The sequence below is a fragment of the Bacillus sp. FJAT-27251 genome (assembly GCF_001273925.1).
Lineage (GTDB): Bacteria > Bacillota > Bacilli > Bacillales > Cytobacillaceae > Mesobacillus_B.
This window is the reverse complement of sequence record NZ_LIGG01000001.1, coordinates 1,866,653-1,882,023: the sequence shown is the minus strand read 5'-3', so window position 1 is coordinate 1,882,023 and position 15,371 is coordinate 1,866,653. Positions and strand designations below refer to the sequence as shown.

Genomic DNA, 15,371 nt, shown 5'->3' with positions numbered 1-15,371 from the left:
ACCAATTTCGGGCACTGACACGTGACACAACCTGTCAGTGTTTCAAACCCCAACCCAAAAAACTCCTTTTTCCACACAGGAAAAGCACATGGATCACCATGTGCCTTTTCTCTAAATCAGTACAGCGCGGTCGCTGTTCATTTTCTCCCCGCGAATCCGCTGGAATTCATTCAGGAGCTTATCAACTGTAAGCGCCTTTTTCTCGTTTGGCTGTGCTTCAAAAATAATCTGTCCCTGGTCCATCATGATCAGCCTGTTGCCCAGCTCGAGCGCCTGCTGCATATTATGGGTGACCATCAAGGTTGTCAGCTGGTACTGGCTGACAATTTCCTTGGTCAGCCGGGTGACCAGTTCTGCCCTGGATGGGTCAAGGGCGGCCGTATGCTCATCCAGCAACAGGATTTTAGGCTCTGTAAAAGTTGCCATTAAGAGGGACAGCGCCTGCCTTTCCCCTCCTGACAGCAGGCCAACTTTTGCTTCGAGGCGATTTTCCAGCCCCAGGTGAAGGCTTTCAAGCTTTTCCTTAAAAAACTCGCGCCGCTTGCGATTGACTCCCAATCCCAGACCGCGGCGTTTCATCCGCGAATAGGCGATTCCAAGGTTTTCCTCAATCGTCATTGACGGAGCGGTGCCGGCCATCGGATCCTGGAAGACCCGGCCAACATAAGCGGCCCGCTTATGTTCAGCCATTTCGGTAACTTCCTTTCCGTTGATCAGCACGTTGCCAACATCCGGAGAAAGCTTCCCTGATATGACGCTCATTAGCGTCGATTTCCCGGCACCGTTGCTCCCGATTACGGTAACAAAGTCTCCAGGAGCCAGATGAAGGTTTACATGGTTGATGGCCACTTTTTCATCTGCTGTTCCTTCGTTAAACACTTTATAAATCTGATTCAACTGCAGCAAGGCTCTGCCCCCTTCCGCCGGTTTCACTGTTGAGGTTTTGCTCCTGCATGGCTTTTAGGCGTTTCCGCTTCCGCTGCTTTTCCTTTTGCCTGTCTATGGCTTTTGGAAGGACCAATGCACCGACGACAATCAAGGCCGTAATCAATTTCATATCGCCTGTTTCAAGGAATTCGACCCTTAAAGCCATCGTAACGATAATCCGGTAGAGGATGGCACCGCCAATCACTGCTGCGGTAGCTCTGACGATATTCTTTGCCCCAAATACGGCCTCGCCGATAATGACAGACGCCAGCCCGATCACAATCATCCCGATGCCCATCCCTACATCGCTGAAGCCGTTGTACTGGGCAATCAATGCTCCCGAAAAGGCCACAAGGGCATTGGAAAGGCCCAAGCCGAAAATTTTATAAAAGTCGGTGTCCACCGAAAAGCTGCGCACCATGGTTTCATTATCCCCGGTTGCCCTGATCGCAAGGCCAAACTCTGTCTTCAGGAACCAGTCCATTACTGTTTTTACAGCGAAGGCCAGCAGGACCATGAAAAATAGGATGGCCCAGGTCTTTGGTATAAAACCAATCGAAGAGAGAGCCTCGTCAATTCCAAGTCCTTTCCAGAAATTCGAGAGCTTCGTCATCACCGTTTCCTCTGCAAGCAATGGGACATTGGATTTGCCCATGATTCGCAGATTAATTGAATATAAGGCAATCATCATAAGGATTCCGGACAAGAGGGGATTGATTTTCCCCTTCGTATGCAAAAGCCCCGTAATGCACCCTGCAAGGAAGCCGGCCACGATGGCAGCTGCCGTTGCAAGAAACGGATTGGCTCCTCCTACTATTAAAATCGCGGCAACCGCACCGCCCGTAACGAAGCTTCCGTCGACGGTCAGGTCAGGAAAATCCAGGATCCTGAATGACAGGTACACTCCCAAAGCCATAAGTGCGTAAATGGCGCCAGCTTCAAGCGACCCAAAAATAGCTGTAGGCATCATCAACTTCCTTTCTTTGATGCTTCTTTCCCTGTCCGGTTGGGATACCTCTGGCTGAATTCAGACAGGGAAGGTCATCATCACTTATTCAAGGTATTCAGCCTGGCTGTCCCACTCGCTTTTTATTTCAATATTCATTTCTTCAGCAGCCTTTTTATTAATAACCAGTTTCAGGTTCTGTGGATACTGCACTGGCAGTTCGGAAGGCTTTTTTTCGCCGTCGAGGATTTGGGCTGCCATGAGTCCGGCTTCATAGCCGATATCCTTATAATCGAAACCGTAAGCGGCAAACCCGCCTTTCGCCACGGAATCCAGTTCGCCAACAAACAGCGGGAGGTCATTGTCATTAGCGACCATAATGACCGATTCCAGCCCGGAAACCACTGTATTATCAGTAATGATGTAAATCATGTCCACCTTGCCGACCAGGGACTCTGCTGCCTGTTTTACTTCTGCTGTCGTTGATACTGTGGCTTCGACAAATTTGAGGTCAGTGCCCTCTCCTGCCTTTTTTACGAGGTCGATTTGGGCAATGGAATTCTGCTCGCCGGAATTGTAGATTAGGCCGACTTTGCTGCCTTCAAACTGTTCATCCATAAACTTCACAGTATTCGGAATCGCTTCGGGATGGGTATCGGTTGTGCCAGTTACATTTCCTTCAGTGTTTTCCATCGATTTCACAAGGCCGGCCCCCAGCGGGTCAGTAACGGATGTAAAAACGATTGGAATGTCTTTTGTCGCGTTAAGCGCGCTCAGGGCACTCGGCGTAGAGTTTGCAAAGATCAAATCCACCTTGTCGCCGACAAAGTTATTGGCAATTGATGCATTGTTGTTGGCATCTCCCTGTGCATTTTGGACATCGTATTCAACTTCAAGACCCTTTTCCTCCAATGCCTCCTTGAACCCTTCGAATGCAGCATCAAGGGATGGATGTTCAGCGATCTGAGTAACCCCAACTTTAAGGGTTTTGCTGCCTTCCTTTTCAGCTTCTGTTCCCTGGCTGCTTCCAGCTTCATCACTGCCGCAGCCTGCGAGCAACAAGGCTCCCGTAATCCCTGCTGCCGCCATTACCTTCATTTTTTTCAGCATAGTATTTTCCCCCTATTTATCCTTGTACTTCAACGCTTTTATGCTTTTATTTGTTAAACTATTATAATATTATTTCAATTTAGTTATCAAGTGATTTTTATTAATTTTTAGAAAATTGGAACTCGTCTTGTAAATGACTGGCAGATTAAAAGGTGCCCTGCGGTTCTTTACAGAAAAAAGCCTGGCATAAATTCCTGTATGCCGGGCTCCAAAGTACATTATTTGCTTTGCATTAACTGGTCTTTGAGGGAACGTCGCAAGATTTTCCCTGTTGTATTTTTAGGAAGCTCTTCAAGGAAATTTATTGAACTTGGAACTTTATATTTTGCCAGGTGTTCCTTGCAGAATTCGATCAATTCCTCCTCCCGCAATCCGGGATTTTTGCTGACGGCGAAAGCGCGTACCGCTTCTCCAAAATTGGGGTCGGGGACACCGACTACAGCGACCTCAATGATATCTTCGTGGCTGTAAAGGACCTCTTCCACCTCGCGAGGGTACACATTATAGCCGCCAACCAGGACAAGGTCCTTTTTACGGTCGACAATATAGAAGTATCCTTCTTCGTCCACTCTCGCAAGGTCCCCTGTATAAAGCCAGCCATCCTTAATGGCGGCCGCTGTTTCTTCGGGCATTTTATAATAGCCTTTCATTACATTCGGGCCCTTAACAATCAGTTCTCCCACCTGGCCCGCCGGAACTTCCTCTCCCAATTCATTGACCACTTTATTTTCCACATTGACAATCGACATGCCGATTGAGCCGGCCTTGCGCGGACGGTCCAGCGGGTTGAAGCATGTGACTGGGGAAGCCTCGGACAATCCATACCCTTCCGAAACCCGGACATGGAATTTTCTCTCAAAGTTCTCTAAAAGCGCAACAGGCATGGAAGCTCCTCCTGATATGCACAGGCGCAGGGATTGAAGGTCTTCTGCCCTTCCTTCAGGATATTGCAGAAGGAAGTTATACATCGTTGGCACACCGGCAAATACAGTTGCCTGATAGTCCCTGGCTATTTGGAAAATCTCCCCTGGTGAAAACCTTGGTACAATCAGGAGTGTTCCGCCATTCATCAAAGGAGCATTGAGGGCAACAGTCAGGCAGAAAACATGGAACATCGGCAATGTCGTAATGACACGGTCCTCTTTCGCGATCCTTAAGTAATCGCTTACATCTTTTGCATTGCTGTAAAGATTTCCATGCGTAAGCATTGCTCCCTTTGGCTTGCCTGTCGTTCCGGACGTATAAAGGATGACGGCTGTATCGTCCTTATCCAGCTCCGGCCCTTTGAAACTGGCTTCACCAGAAGCGATCACTGTTGTAAACGATTTCATTTTTGGGTGGATTGACAGATTTGAATCATCAAGATCAGTCGCTCCAATCTGCCCGGACTCACAAATGATATAGTGTGCAATGTTCGGCAGTTTTTCATGCATTTTCTCCGCCAGCGGCACCATCAGATCTAGGCCGACCACGGCCTTGACATCTCCGTTATGAAGAATATAGCCAATTTCGTCTGCCGTATAGATTGGGTTTACCGGAATGACTGTAGCTCCCAGCCTTAACGCGCCATATAAGCTAATGACAAAATGAGCCGAGTTCCCCAAAAGCAGGGCAATATGATCCCCTTTTCTTATTCCCAGCTGCTCAAGTCCCGATGCGAACTTTGAGACTGCAGCATCGAGTTCCGCATATGTACTTGTCTGCCCCATAAAGTGATAGGCAGGTTTTTCCCCAAGCTCCACCGCTGTTTCATGCAATCGTGACGTAATATTCAATTCTCCATCCCCCTTTGATGGTGAAATATTCACCATATTTTAAAAATTTTCTAAATATATTATATTGAAAGAAGTTTATGTATACAAGAGAAATATCGGGCTTTGCTCATAAAAATAAAAACACGGCACCAGGCTTGGCACCGTGTTTTTGCACTAATAAATTAGTTTGATAAAATCTTCCTTGGAAATATTTCCGAAATAATGTTCGGTCTTGACGCCTGCCAGGGCTGCCTCCAAACTGGACTTTTCATATTTGACTCCTGTAAGCAGTTCTTCAATCTCCTTGACATCGCCAACCCCGAAAAAGTCACCATAAATTTTGCAGTTGGCAATGATCCCTTTGTTGACTTCGAACCGGGCATCAATCTGCCCAGCCGGAAAGCGGTGGGAATGCTGCAAATTAAATTTTGGGGATCTGCCATAGTTCCAATCCCAATTTTGGTACCTTTCCTTCGAGAGTTTTTCGATTTCTTCCCAGTCTTTCGGTGTCAAAGTGTATTCCGGTATTTCATCGGCACCGGCGAAAATATATTTAAGCAACAGGCTTCTAAACTCTTCTATCGTCATGTCTTCAGCCAAAAACTCGGATATGTTGGCAACACGGCTGCGGACAGACTTAATTCCTTTGGACTCAATCTTGTCTTTTTTCACATTCAGTGCTGATACGACATTGTCGATTTTAGAATCGAACATTAAAGTACCATGGCTGAACATTCTTCCTTTCGTTGAAAACTGTGCGTTTCCTGATATCTTTCTTCCTTCTGCCAGCAGATCATTCCGTCCGCTCAGCTCGGCATTGACGCCAATTTTTTTCAAGGCTTCCACGACAGGTTCCGTAAACTTTCTAAAGTTGTGAAAGCTTTCTCCGTCATCCTTCGTGATAAAACTGAAGTTCAAGTTTCCGAGATCATGATAGACGGCACCTCCTCCTGACAGCCGTCTCACTACGTGAATCCCGTTTTTCTCGACATTCTCTGTATTAATTTCTTCTATTGTATTTTGGTTCTTGCCGATGATGATGGAGGGCTCATTGATATAAAACAATAGATAGGTTTCATTGATATCCAGGTTCTTAACGGCATATTCCTCAATCGCCAGGTTTATGCGCGGGTCGGTAATGCCCTGATTATCGATAAATAACATAATGTGTCTCCTTTCTTAAAGCCAGTGTTGTTAAACTGCAATTTTATAGAACTATCGAGAGGCCTTCCTCTGCGAGGCGGACTTCCCCACTATATTTTTCAGCGGCTTCCTCCGAAAGCTGCTGAAGCTTTCCATAATGGGGCAGGTGTGTCAGGATAAGCTGTTTCACCTGGGCCGCTGCTGCAAGGCTGCCAGCATCAAAGCTGTTCATATGGCCTGCACCCTTGCCATTTTGGTTCCCATAGAAATTACATTCGCATAAAAGCAGGTCGGCGTTTTCCGCAAACGGGATGAATTCTTCTTTATAGGAAGTATCGGCGGTGTAAACCAAGACCTTTCCCCCTGCCTCAATCCGCATTGCAAAGCAGGGTACCGGATGAACAGTCTGGAGAAAACTGATTTTAAAAGGTCCTGTCTCAAGGATTTGCTCCGGATTGTAGGCAACTCCCCTAGTGATTTTTTTATATGTAAGTTTGGCAAATTCTTTCTGGTCGAGGCTATGCCCGTAAATAGGCAACTCCGGCGGCTTCGTACCAAGGAAGCCTTGGATCAGCCTTGCATGGTAAAGAACCCCGATATCTGCATTGTGGTCCGGATGATAGTGCGACAGCACCACGGCATCAATCTGTTCCGGCTGTATAAAATTCTGCAGTTTTGAAAGCACCCCGCTGCCGCAGTCTATAAGCAACTTGAATCCTTCGTGCTCCAAAAGATAACCTGAACTTGCTTCATTCCTCTTCGGATAGCCGCCCCAGCAGCCGATCACTGTCAGCTTCATGTCCATTCCTCCTAGTTCAATTTCCACATTCACTATACTCCATTTTGCCCATCTTTTCATTTAATTAAGTTTGTTATAAAACAATGGTTGACACCGCTAACACTGTTATAATACAATAAAACCAACTTAATAACTGTACCAAAACAATAAATCATTTGGAGGTCTTCAACATGCTTGAAAATGTCGTCGAATTTTTTCGGAATCTTCCAGCAAAGCAATGCACAGAATGCGGAGAGAAAATGAACGAGCAGCACGAATGCTACGGAAGCAAATGCGACAGCTGCATGGATCCCGGAAAATATTAAACTGTAACTCTTCGCCCATCATTATCTGAAATTTCACACTTGTGTTACATCCCTTTAAATAATGCCCATGGAAAAGCCAGCTGCATGTCGCAGCTGGCTTCTTTTTTATCTGGATGTTATCGTTTTAAAAAATCCAATACCTGTTGTACAGCGTTTTCCCCCTGGTCGATGCAGTCGGGGATGCCCAGGCCTTCATAGGAACTGCCCGCGACAAACACACCCGGGAGCTGCGTTCGCAGTCCTGAATTCAACTCTTCGACCCTTTGTTTATGCCCCACCAGATATTGCGGCATAGCTTCTTTCCAGCGGCTGATAACAGAAAACTCCGGCTCTGCCGATATATTCATCGTCTTGTTCAAATCCTCAAGAACAATTTTTACAAGGTCGGCATCTGTCTGTTCAACAATTCCTTCATCCCCGGGCCTGCCCACATAACAGCGGAGCAGGACTTTCCCTTTAGGAGTGGAATGCGGCCATTTTTTATGTGTCCAGGTACAAGCGGTTATTCGATGGTCACTGTTGCGTGAAACGACAAATCCCGTACCGTCGATATCCTGTTTGATTGCTTCAGCCGGAAAGGCCAGCGATACCGTGGCAACCGAGGTGGACGGCATATTCCTGAATCCGTCAAAGAGGGATTCGTACTGCGAAAACATGTGCAAAGCCGCCTCATGGGGGGCAGTCACCAAAACGCAATCTGCTTCCCATTGCTCTCCGTTGCTGAGACGCAGGGAATAGCTTCCGCCTTCCTTCACTACCTTATCCACCCTCGTGCTTTTAAGGACCGACCCTTGTTCAAGCTGTGCCTCGATTGCGTCCGCAAAAGACTCCAATCCAGTCGAGACTGTAAGGAAAATCCCTTTTTTCTTAGCGGGTGCCGGCTCGGATGGCTTCTTTGTCTTAGGAGCCGTTTTTCTCATCCCGCGCACCAGGCTGCCATATCTTTGTTCTACCTGGTAAAACTGGGGAAAGGTTGCCATCAGGCTCATTTGGTCGATATCACCTGCATAGATACCAGATAATAAGGGTTCAACCAGGTTTTCAACTACTTCATCTCCAAGCCTGCGGCGAAAGAAAGTCCCCAACGGCTGGTCTGCCTGTGCCTCGGAAGGCGGCAGAAAAAAGTCGGCCGCTGCCCTTATTTTTCCTGGCCATGAGAATAAGCCTGTTGTGACAAACGGGCCGATTTCGGTCGGTATTCCCATCACGGAGCCCCCTGGCATGGGATGCAGCTGCTCCCTGACCAGGACATAGGACTTGCCTGCCGAGTTGTTGACAAGCTTGTCCCCGAGGCCCACCTCCCTTGCAAGCCTGGCTGCGCTTTGCTTTCGTTCCAGGAAGGAGTCGGGCCCCCGTTCAATAGTGAAACCATCCTTTGTTACGGTTTGCATCTTCCCGCCAATCCGGCTAGATGCTTCCACCAATTTTACTTCCAAAGGCAGCTGATGCTCACGGGCGTATTTTTGCAGATAATATGCGGCTGTCAGCCCAGTGATTCCCCCACCAGCTATGACAACCTTTTTCTTGTCTACTGCCAAGGTTATCGCCTACTTTTCTTCTGAAATAGTCCTCTTTAAGCCAATTTTTTCAGGATTATGGCTGCAAGTGCATCAATGAATTCCTTCTGGGCATTTGGCATTTCCGGCCGGTAATAGGCTGCCCCTACATCATCGGTGACTACTTTGCATTCATAATCATTGTCGTAGAGAACTTCAAGATGGTCCGCCACGAAGCCAGCAGGGACATAGACAAATGCTTTATATCCATGCTCATTGTAAAGGTCTCTTGTAAGGTCCTGCACATCCGGGCCCAGCCATGGTTCCGGTGTGTTTCCGGCACTTTGCCAGCCTACAGCAAAGTCCTTCACCCCGGCACCTTCGGCAATAAGCTCCGCCGTCTCCTGCAGCTGTTGCGGGTAAGGATCTCCGGACTGGAGAATTTTCTCTGGAAGGCTGTGAGCCGATACAATCAGAACAGAATTTTCCCTTTCATCCACAGGCATGGAGTCATATGTTTCTTTTACACGCTCTGACCAATATTGAATGAATTTAGGCTCATCATACCAGCTTTCAACGCAGATAATTCCCGGTCCCCCAAGCTTTTCCGCTTCCGCTTTGGCACGGCCATTATAGGATTTCACACTGAAAGTGGAAAAATGCGGCGCGAGAACAATGCTGACAGCCTGTTGAATTCCGTCTTCATGCATTTGCTTAACCGCATCCTCGACAAATGGTTCGATATGCTTTAGGCCCAAATACATTTTAAATTCATATTCATCCTGGATTTCATTCAGGTAGCCAGCCAGCCCCTCCGCCTGCTCCCGGGTGATTTTAGCCAGCGGGGAAATACCTCCAATTGCTTCATAGCGCTGTTTCAGGTCTTCCAGCATCTCGTCGGTTGGCTTTCGGCCATGGCGGATATGAGTATAGTATCTTTCAATATCTTCTTCTTTATATGGAGTGCCGTATGCCATTACGAGCAAACCCATTTTTTTCTTTGCCATTATTGCACCTCTTTTTACAGTCTCAATACTGAAAAGCATGAGCACCTCGGTCTGGACGGTAACAGACACAAACACCGGGGGAGCAATCTTTCCCCGGTGCATGGTCAACTATCGCCCAAGCCTGGCGCTAAGCCCGATACAAATCTATTTTGCCAAATAAAGTGCCGATGTGCCAACAGAAAAGCGCAAGCGCCTTTATACATTAATTTAGCAGATAGAATTAACGGCCCAGTTTGGAAGCGGAATATTCATGGATGAAGCTTGTCAGCCTTTTCAGCGTTTCCGGATTGACGGAAGGAAATACACCATGGCCAAGATTGAAGATATATCCTGGCTGTGCCATTCCCTGGTCCAGGATGGCCTTCGCCCTTTCTTCGATCACTTCCCAAGGAGACAGCAAGATTGCCGGGTCAAGGTTGCCCTGCACGGTTTTATGGATGCCCATTTCCCGGGCTTCACTAATTGGCAGGCGCCAGTCCAGGCCGACGACATCGATTGGGAGATCGTGCCACTCCCTTGCCAGGTGGCTTGCTCCGACTCCAAACATAATAAGGGGAACATTTTCTTCCTTAAGCTGCGTGAAAATCCGATGCATGACCGGCTTGATATAATAACGGTAATCCTGAACATTCAAGGCACCGACCCATGAATCAAAAATCTGGATGGCCCTGGATCCGGCCTTTATCTGTGACTTTACATATGTAACAATCACTTCAGAAAGTTTGTCCATCAAGGCAAACCAAGCTTTCGGTTCTGCATACATGAAAGCTTTGGTTTTATTGTAATTCTTTGAAGGGCCGCCTTCGATCATATAGCTGGCAAGCGTAAACGGCGCGCCGGAGAATCCGATCAGGGGCACGGAAAGCTGTTCCTCTGTAAGAATTTTAATGGTTTCAAGCACATAGGCAACATCCTGCTCGGGATTGAGTTCTCCAAGCTTTTCCACATCGGCAAGCGAAGTGATTGGATTCGAAATCACCGGGCCGATCCCGCTCTTTATTTCCACGTCGACACCAATGGCCGGAAGCGGTGTCATGATATCCTTGTAAAGGATGGCAGCATCAACATTGTACTGTTCAACAGGCAATCTGGTTACATAAGCACAAAGTTCAGGCTGATGCGTAATTTCAAATAAGGAATACTTTTCTTTAATGGCCCGGTATTCCGGCTGCGAACGGCCTGCCTGGCGCATATACCAAACAGGAACATGGTCCGTCCTTTCTCCCCTTGCTGCTTTTAAAAACGTATCATTCAGTATTCTGCTCATCCGAGGTGATCCACCTTTCAACTATATCTCTTTAATCTGTTATTTTTAAAATTGTTAACATGCTTCATTATGCTATTTACACTATATCCTTTTTAACGGTCCTATTCCTAGCAGGAAGGAGCAAATGTCATAAAAATGACGTTTTTCCGGGTGAAGGCCTTTTATGGGCACCGCCTGAAGGGAAGAGCTATAATAGACTTAAAATTATTACCCAGAGGTGATTTTTTTGAAAATCTATTTAACTTCCGGTACCAGTGAATTTTTAAGAAAGCTCCGTGATAGACATCCAAGCGAAAAAATGCTGCTGATGGGTGATGATGAGTCATCCGTACTTCTGCATGAAACAGAAGGAAACACCGTTTTCAGCAGTCCAAGAAAATACGAAGTGCTTGATTCGGCTGGAAGCTTTAACAAGGCGGAGTTCATTGTGATGAACAATATTCCCGTTACGGACGAAGGCAGGCCGGTGTTTGAGTACCGGTTTAAAAATCGCCAGGGCAAAATTGAAAATCAGCCTGGCTTTGCTGCCCTTAGAGTCCTTCGTCCCCTTTCTTCCAACACTTATGTAATATTGACGGCGTGGGAAGACAGGATGGCATTTGAGCGGTGGAAAGAATCCGATTCCTTCCAAAATGCCCATCAAAAGCCGGGCGGGAACTCAGGGGCACACCCTCAGACCATTTTTTCAGGTGCCTCCTATATCACCACGTATAGTATAGCCGAAGAAGAATAGGTATTCAAAGGAGAGGCCGTGCTGGTCCTCCTTTATTCATTTTTCCCGATTTGGATTTACTTTCTGCTGCCATGGAACCCACTTTCCAATGCGCACATATTCTGTAATACCATCATTCAGGCCTTCCGCCTAATGTCGGAATTACAGAAAAAAGGAAGGATACCATGGCCGTAGAGTTAACTGCCCTTCATTGGATTTATGTTTGCTTCATTTTCCTTATTATTGGATTCATGGTTATGAGAAGAGACACTTCAATCATCTCAATTGTTGGCATTTTTCTGATTGCGATTGTGGCAAAAGGCTCCCTGAGCTCCTCCATTAGTTCCGTATTCAATAGCTTCATTTATGCGATTACCGAACTCCTCCCTACCATTCTGATCATATCGATCATTGTCGCCATGAGCAAAACCCTAACTGTCACAGGCATTAATGATGTCATGATTTCTCCTTTCGCAAAACTGATTCGGACTCCCGCACTTGCCTACTGGGTCATCGGTCTGCTTATGATGGTCATTTCATGGTTTTTCTGGCCGTCTCCTGCTGTTGCCCTTATGGGTGCGGTCTTGCTGCCAGTTGCGCTTCGGGTTGGCCTCCCTGCTCTTGGAGTAGCCATGGCGATGAACCTTTTTGGACATGGAATTGCGCTTTCAGGAGACTTCGTCATCCAGGCTGCACCTAAACTGACAGCAGATGCAGCGGGCCTTCCTGTTGGAGAGGTCGTTCAGGCCAGCATTCCGCTTATAATTGTTATGGGAATTGTCACCACTGTCACTGCCTTTTACTTTTTAAAAAGGGATATGAAAAATGGAAGGCTGATCTCCGGAAACGCTATGGAAAGCAAGAGCCTGGAAGGCACTGGGACACATGGCTATTTGCTGACATTAAAGCAGAAAAGAGCATTTGCCTTGCTGATTCCGGTTTTATTTGCCTCCAATGTTGCTGCAATGTTCACCCTTAATTTAACAGGCGGGGATGCCACAGCTTTGGTAGGAGGCACGGCCATTTTCATCCTCCTCGTCATTGCCCTAACCTCGCATAAAGGGAAGGGACTTGAGGAAACAACCAATTACTTAATCGAAGGTTTTCAGTTTGGCTTTAAGGTGTTCGGTCCTGTGATTCCCATTGCAGCTTTCTTTTACCTTGGGGACTCGGGCTTCACAAAAATCATCGGCAATTCCCTGCCTGAAAGCTCAAACGGCATTGTCAATGACCTTGGAATCGCCCTGGCAACTGTCGTGCCGTTAAGCAAAGAAGTTGGAGCTGTAACCTTGACCGCGGTAGGCGCGATAACCGGACTGGATGGTTCCGGTTTTTCCGGCATCTCCCTTGCCGGTTCGGTAGCCGGCATTTTTGCCAGCGCCATCGGAGCGGGAGCAGCTACACTGACGGCATTAGGTCAAATTGCTGCCATTTGGGTGGGAGGAGGCACTCTGGTACCATGGGCTCTTATTCCCGCTGCCGCCATCTGTGGTGTCGACCCTTTCGAACTGGCAAGGCGCAATCTGCTGCCAGTCGCCATCGGGCTGGGTGTAACAACTATAGTCGCCATGTTCCTGATTTAAAGTGTTCTGGCCGATTTTAAAACTTTAGCAAGCCTGGTTTTCTCACCAGGCTTTTTTTGTCTTGTATTCCCGCTTTGTACTGAGGCTGGCAGCAATTCTTTCCCTGCACATCGGGCAGAAATGTTATAATTGTCTAAATAGTTTTGCCGCCTTGAAAGGAGTGCTCCAATTTGAAAGAAAGTTTATTTGGAAAACTGGACAACTTATATGAAGAAATGGTCGATATCCGCAGGTATCTGCATCAGCATCCCGAATTATCCTTCCAGGAAGTCAATACTGCCGCCTATATCAGATCCTACTATGAAAAACTTGGAATTGAGGTAAGGGGGGATGTCGGCGGCAACGGGGTAGTCGCTAAAATCCATGGAGGAAAACCTGGAAAGACCGTAGCCTTAAGGGCTGATTTTGATGCCCTTCCAATCCAGGACGAAAAAAAAGTCCCATACAAATCACAGGTGCCCGGTATCATGCACGCATGCGGGCATGATGGCCATACCGCCACCCTGCTGGTGCTCGCAAAGGCACTGAATGAAATAAAGGGAAGCCTGGCAGGTACATACGTGATGATTCATCAGCATGCAGAAGAATATGCTCCAGGAGGGGCAATCGCCATGATTGAGGATGGCTGTCTCGAGGGAGTCGATGTGATTTTCGGAACACATCTTTGGGCCAGCGAGCCTACGGGCACAGTCCAGTATCGAATCGGTCCGATCATGGCAGCGGCCGACAGGTTTGAAATCACCATTCAGGGAAAAGGCGGGCATGGTGCACAGCCTCATAAAACCAACGATGCGATTGTCACGGCTTCCCAGCTTGTTATAAACCTGCAGCAAATCGTCAGCCGGAGAGTGAATCCAACTGAACCGGCCGTCCTGTCAGTCGGTTCATTCATGGCCGAGAACGCATTCAATGTCATTGCCGACAAAGCAAAACTTATCGGGACAGTCCGGACCTTCAGCGAAGAAGCACGGAGCTTTATAGAGAATCAGCTTGAAAAGGTGATTCAAGGTACATGCCTGGCAAATGAATGCACTTATGATTATACCTTTTTCCGCGGATATCCGGCTGTTGTGAACCATGGTCCGGAAACGGAATTCCTGATTGAATCTGTTTCCCATGTGCCCCAGGTAACCAAGATAGAAGAAAGCGAACTTCAAATGGGAGGCGAAGACTTCGCTTATTATTTGCAGCATGTAAAAGGAAGCTTCTTCTTTACAGGTGCCAATCCCAATGGAACAGGAACAGCCTATCCGCACCACCACCCTAAATTTGATTTTGACGAAAAAGCCATGCTTATTGCCGCCAAATCACTTGGCGCTGCCGCAATCCATTATCAGAACCGTGACACCTCAGAGGCCGAGCTTCAGGGAAATCTCGCCTAAGAGAGCGAAATCAATTTTAAATAAAAAAACGCCTCCGGCTACTGAGCTGCCGGGGGCGTTTTCAGTATTCTCAGCCTGCAGGCGTTCATGGCGGTTTCACCCAATTGATCCAGGAGGTTGTAATTTGCGTACGCTCCTACCACCGCGCCGATGCCTGGCAGCATTTGGGCCATTTTAACCAAATCGATATAATCCCTATATTCCTGCTGGAATTCTTTCCAGTCCATCTCGAGAAGACCGTTTTTACGATCTTCCCATTCACGGATAAGTTCGTAAGTCTCCCTGCGTGTCTCTTCTCCCGAAAACGCAAGCTGGAATACGTATAGCAAAAATAGCCTTTCTTCATACTTCGACGTATCAAAACCATAGATGGATGCTGCCTCAAATAAAAATTTCATTTTTATCGACAGCAGCAAAGGGAAATCGGCCAATCCAAGGAGTATCCCACCTGCCCCGGTGCCGGCTCCCTCTATGGCGGCAGTTTTGCGGTATGTCTCAAGCTTTTTCCGGAATAAATCGTCCTTCTCTTTTAACCCTAAGCCCGTTCCCTGCTGCTTTTTCGTAGTCAGCCCTGAACCCGAAAGCGTGGCTTTCACCATGTTTTTAATGCTTTCGGTCATGAAAGTATGCACCCTCTCCGGAATCATGCCATTGATCCTCGTTTGCACCTTTTTTGACGCCCTTGTAAGCAGACTTGATTTTTTTCGCATTTTACGCTGCCACTCCATGAGCTCATCATAGACTTTCAGCTCATACTCGTTCATAGAATCACCCCTTCTTCTAACTATACGCGCCATCCCGGGCCAGATTCCTGAAGGGGGCAGTTTTCAAAGGCATTTTGGACGGCTCCGCCGAGGGCGACTGCGAGTCAGTGACCTTTTTGCAGTTTGACCGGTTTTTTGGGTATTGAGAGCTGCTGTCAGTTACCTTTTTGCCGGCT

14 protein-coding genes are annotated in these 15,371 nt (G+C 47.4%); 4 read left to right on the top strand and 10 right to left on the bottom strand.

What is annotated here, in order from left to right:
- Positions 1 to 111: 111 nt before the first annotated feature.
- From ADU22_RS08865 to ADU22_RS08840, 6 genes are all read right to left on the bottom strand, one after another.
- Positions 112 to 906 carry an ABC transporter ATP-binding protein gene (locus ADU22_RS08865; RefSeq protein ID WP_053361823.1) on the bottom strand — a complete coding sequence of 265 codons (795 nt, stop codon included), beginning with the start codon at positions 904 to 906 and terminating at the stop codon, positions 112 to 114.
- Positions 881 to 1,894, bottom strand: coding sequence for an ABC transporter permease (locus ADU22_RS08860; protein ID WP_053361822.1), 1,014 nt, complete (start codon positions 1,892 to 1,894; stop codon positions 881 to 883). The genes ADU22_RS08865 and ADU22_RS08860 overlap by 26 nt, the downstream gene beginning before the upstream one ends.
- 84 nt (positions 1,895 to 1,978) lie before the next feature.
- A complete protein-coding gene (locus ADU22_RS08855; RefSeq protein ID WP_053361821.1) occupies positions 1,979 to 2,983 on the bottom strand; it encodes an ABC transporter substrate-binding protein in 1,005 nt (334 codons plus the stop codon).
- Positions 2,984 to 3,201: 218 nt separating this feature from the next.
- A complete protein-coding gene (locus tag ADU22_RS08850; protein ID WP_053361820.1) occupies positions 3,202 to 4,758 on the bottom strand; it encodes a fatty acid--CoA ligase family protein in 1,557 nt (518 codons plus the stop codon).
- A gap of 153 nt (positions 4,759 to 4,911) precedes the next feature.
- A complete protein-coding gene (gene lplA, locus ADU22_RS08845; protein WP_053361819.1) occupies positions 4,912 to 5,901 on the bottom strand; it encodes a lipoate--protein ligase in 990 nt (329 codons plus the stop codon).
- 43 nt (positions 5,902 to 5,944) lie between these two features.
- The gene (locus ADU22_RS08840; protein ID WP_053361818.1) at positions 5,945 to 6,679 is read right to left on the bottom strand and encodes an MBL fold metallo-hydrolase; all 735 of its coding nucleotides are present in this window, start codon (positions 6,677 to 6,679) and stop codon (positions 5,945 to 5,947) included.
- A 170-nt stretch (positions 6,680 to 6,849) separates the two neighbouring features.
- Here ADU22_RS08840 and yhfH point away from each other — a divergent pair, with 170 nt between their 5' ends.
- On the top strand, positions 6,850 to 6,984 hold the full coding sequence (yhfH, locus tag ADU22_RS23935; protein WP_069187965.1) for a protein YhfH: 135 nt from the start codon (positions 6,850 to 6,852) through the stop codon (positions 6,982 to 6,984).
- A gap of 116 nt (positions 6,985 to 7,100) precedes the next feature.
- On the opposite strand, the gene hemY is transcribed toward yhfH, so the two are convergent.
- The 3 genes from hemY to hemE form a co-directional block, all read right to left on the bottom strand.
- The gene (gene hemY / locus ADU22_RS08835) at positions 7,101 to 8,522 is read right to left on the bottom strand and encodes a protoporphyrinogen oxidase (protein ID WP_053361817.1); all 1,422 of its coding nucleotides are present in this window, start codon (positions 8,520 to 8,522) and stop codon (positions 7,101 to 7,103) included.
- A 35-nt stretch (positions 8,523 to 8,557) separates the two neighbouring features.
- On the bottom strand, positions 8,558 to 9,487 hold the full coding sequence (hemH, locus tag ADU22_RS08830; RefSeq protein WP_053364511.1) for a ferrochelatase: 930 nt from the start codon (positions 9,485 to 9,487) through the stop codon (positions 8,558 to 8,560).
- 220 nt (positions 9,488 to 9,707) lie between these two features.
- On the bottom strand, positions 9,708 to 10,754 hold the full coding sequence (gene hemE, locus ADU22_RS08825) for a uroporphyrinogen decarboxylase (protein ID WP_053361816.1): 1,047 nt from the start codon (positions 10,752 to 10,754) through the stop codon (positions 9,708 to 9,710).
- 226 nt (positions 10,755 to 10,980) lie between these two features.
- On the opposite strand from hemE, the gene ADU22_RS08820 reads away from it, so the two are divergent.
- The 3 genes from ADU22_RS08820 to ADU22_RS08810 all read left to right on the top strand — a co-directional run bounded on the left by ADU22_RS08820 (position 10,981) and on the right by ADU22_RS08810 (position 14,431).
- Positions 10,981 to 11,487, top strand: coding sequence for an antibiotic biosynthesis monooxygenase family protein (locus ADU22_RS08820; protein ID WP_053361815.1), 507 nt, complete (start codon positions 10,981 to 10,983; stop codon positions 11,485 to 11,487).
- Positions 11,488 to 11,651: 164 nt separating this feature from the next.
- Positions 11,652 to 13,049: a hypothetical protein gene (locus tag ADU22_RS08815; protein WP_053361814.1), complete on the top strand. Its 1,398-nt coding sequence runs from the start codon at positions 11,652 to 11,654 to the stop codon at positions 13,047 to 13,049.
- A 170-nt stretch (positions 13,050 to 13,219) separates the two neighbouring features.
- Positions 13,220 to 14,431: a M20 family metallopeptidase gene (locus tag ADU22_RS08810; RefSeq protein ID WP_053361813.1), complete on the top strand. Its 1,212-nt coding sequence runs from the start codon at positions 13,220 to 13,222 to the stop codon at positions 14,429 to 14,431.
- 38 nt (positions 14,432 to 14,469) lie between these two features.
- Here the strand turns inward: ADU22_RS08810 and ADU22_RS08805 are convergent, their stop codons facing one another.
- On the bottom strand, positions 14,470 to 15,195 hold the full coding sequence (locus tag ADU22_RS08805; RefSeq protein ID WP_053361812.1) for an EcsC family protein: 726 nt from the start codon (positions 15,193 to 15,195) through the stop codon (positions 14,470 to 14,472).
- Between the last annotated feature and the right edge of the window lie 176 nt (positions 15,196 to 15,371).

Bases quoted from the DNA above. Each gene is read 5' to 3' on its own strand.
- ADU22_RS08855 (WP_053361821.1), bottom strand. From the start codon at position 2,983: ATGCTGAAAAAAATGAAGGTAATGGCGGCAGCAGGGATTACGGGAGCC.
- ADU22_RS08840 (WP_053361818.1), bottom strand. From the start codon at position 6,679: ATGAAGCTGACAGTGATCGGCTGCTGGGGCGGCTATCCGAAGAGGAAT.
- ADU22_RS08805 (WP_053361812.1), bottom strand. From the start codon at position 15,195: ATGAACGAGTATGAGCTGAAAGTCTATGATGAGCTCATGGAGTGGCAG.
- yhfH (WP_069187965.1), top strand. From the start codon at position 6,850: ATGCTTGAAAATGTCGTCGAATTTTTTCGGAATCTTCCAGCAAAGCAA.
- ADU22_RS08860 (WP_053361822.1), bottom strand. From the start codon at position 1,894: ATGCCTACAGCTATTTTTGGGTCGCTTGAAGCTGGCGCCATTTACGCA.
- hemH (WP_053364511.1), bottom strand. From the start codon at position 9,487: ATGGCAAAGAAAAAAATGGGTTTGCTCGTAATGGCATACGGCACTCCA.
- hemE (WP_053361816.1), bottom strand. From the start codon at position 10,754: ATGAGCAGAATACTGAATGATACGTTTTTAAAAGCAGCAAGGGGAGAA.
- ADU22_RS08815 (WP_053361814.1), top strand. From the start codon at position 11,652: ATGGCCGTAGAGTTAACTGCCCTTCATTGGATTTATGTTTGCTTCATT.
- lplA (WP_053361819.1), bottom strand. From the start codon at position 5,901: ATGTTATTTATCGATAATCAGGGCATTACCGACCCGCGCATAAACCTG.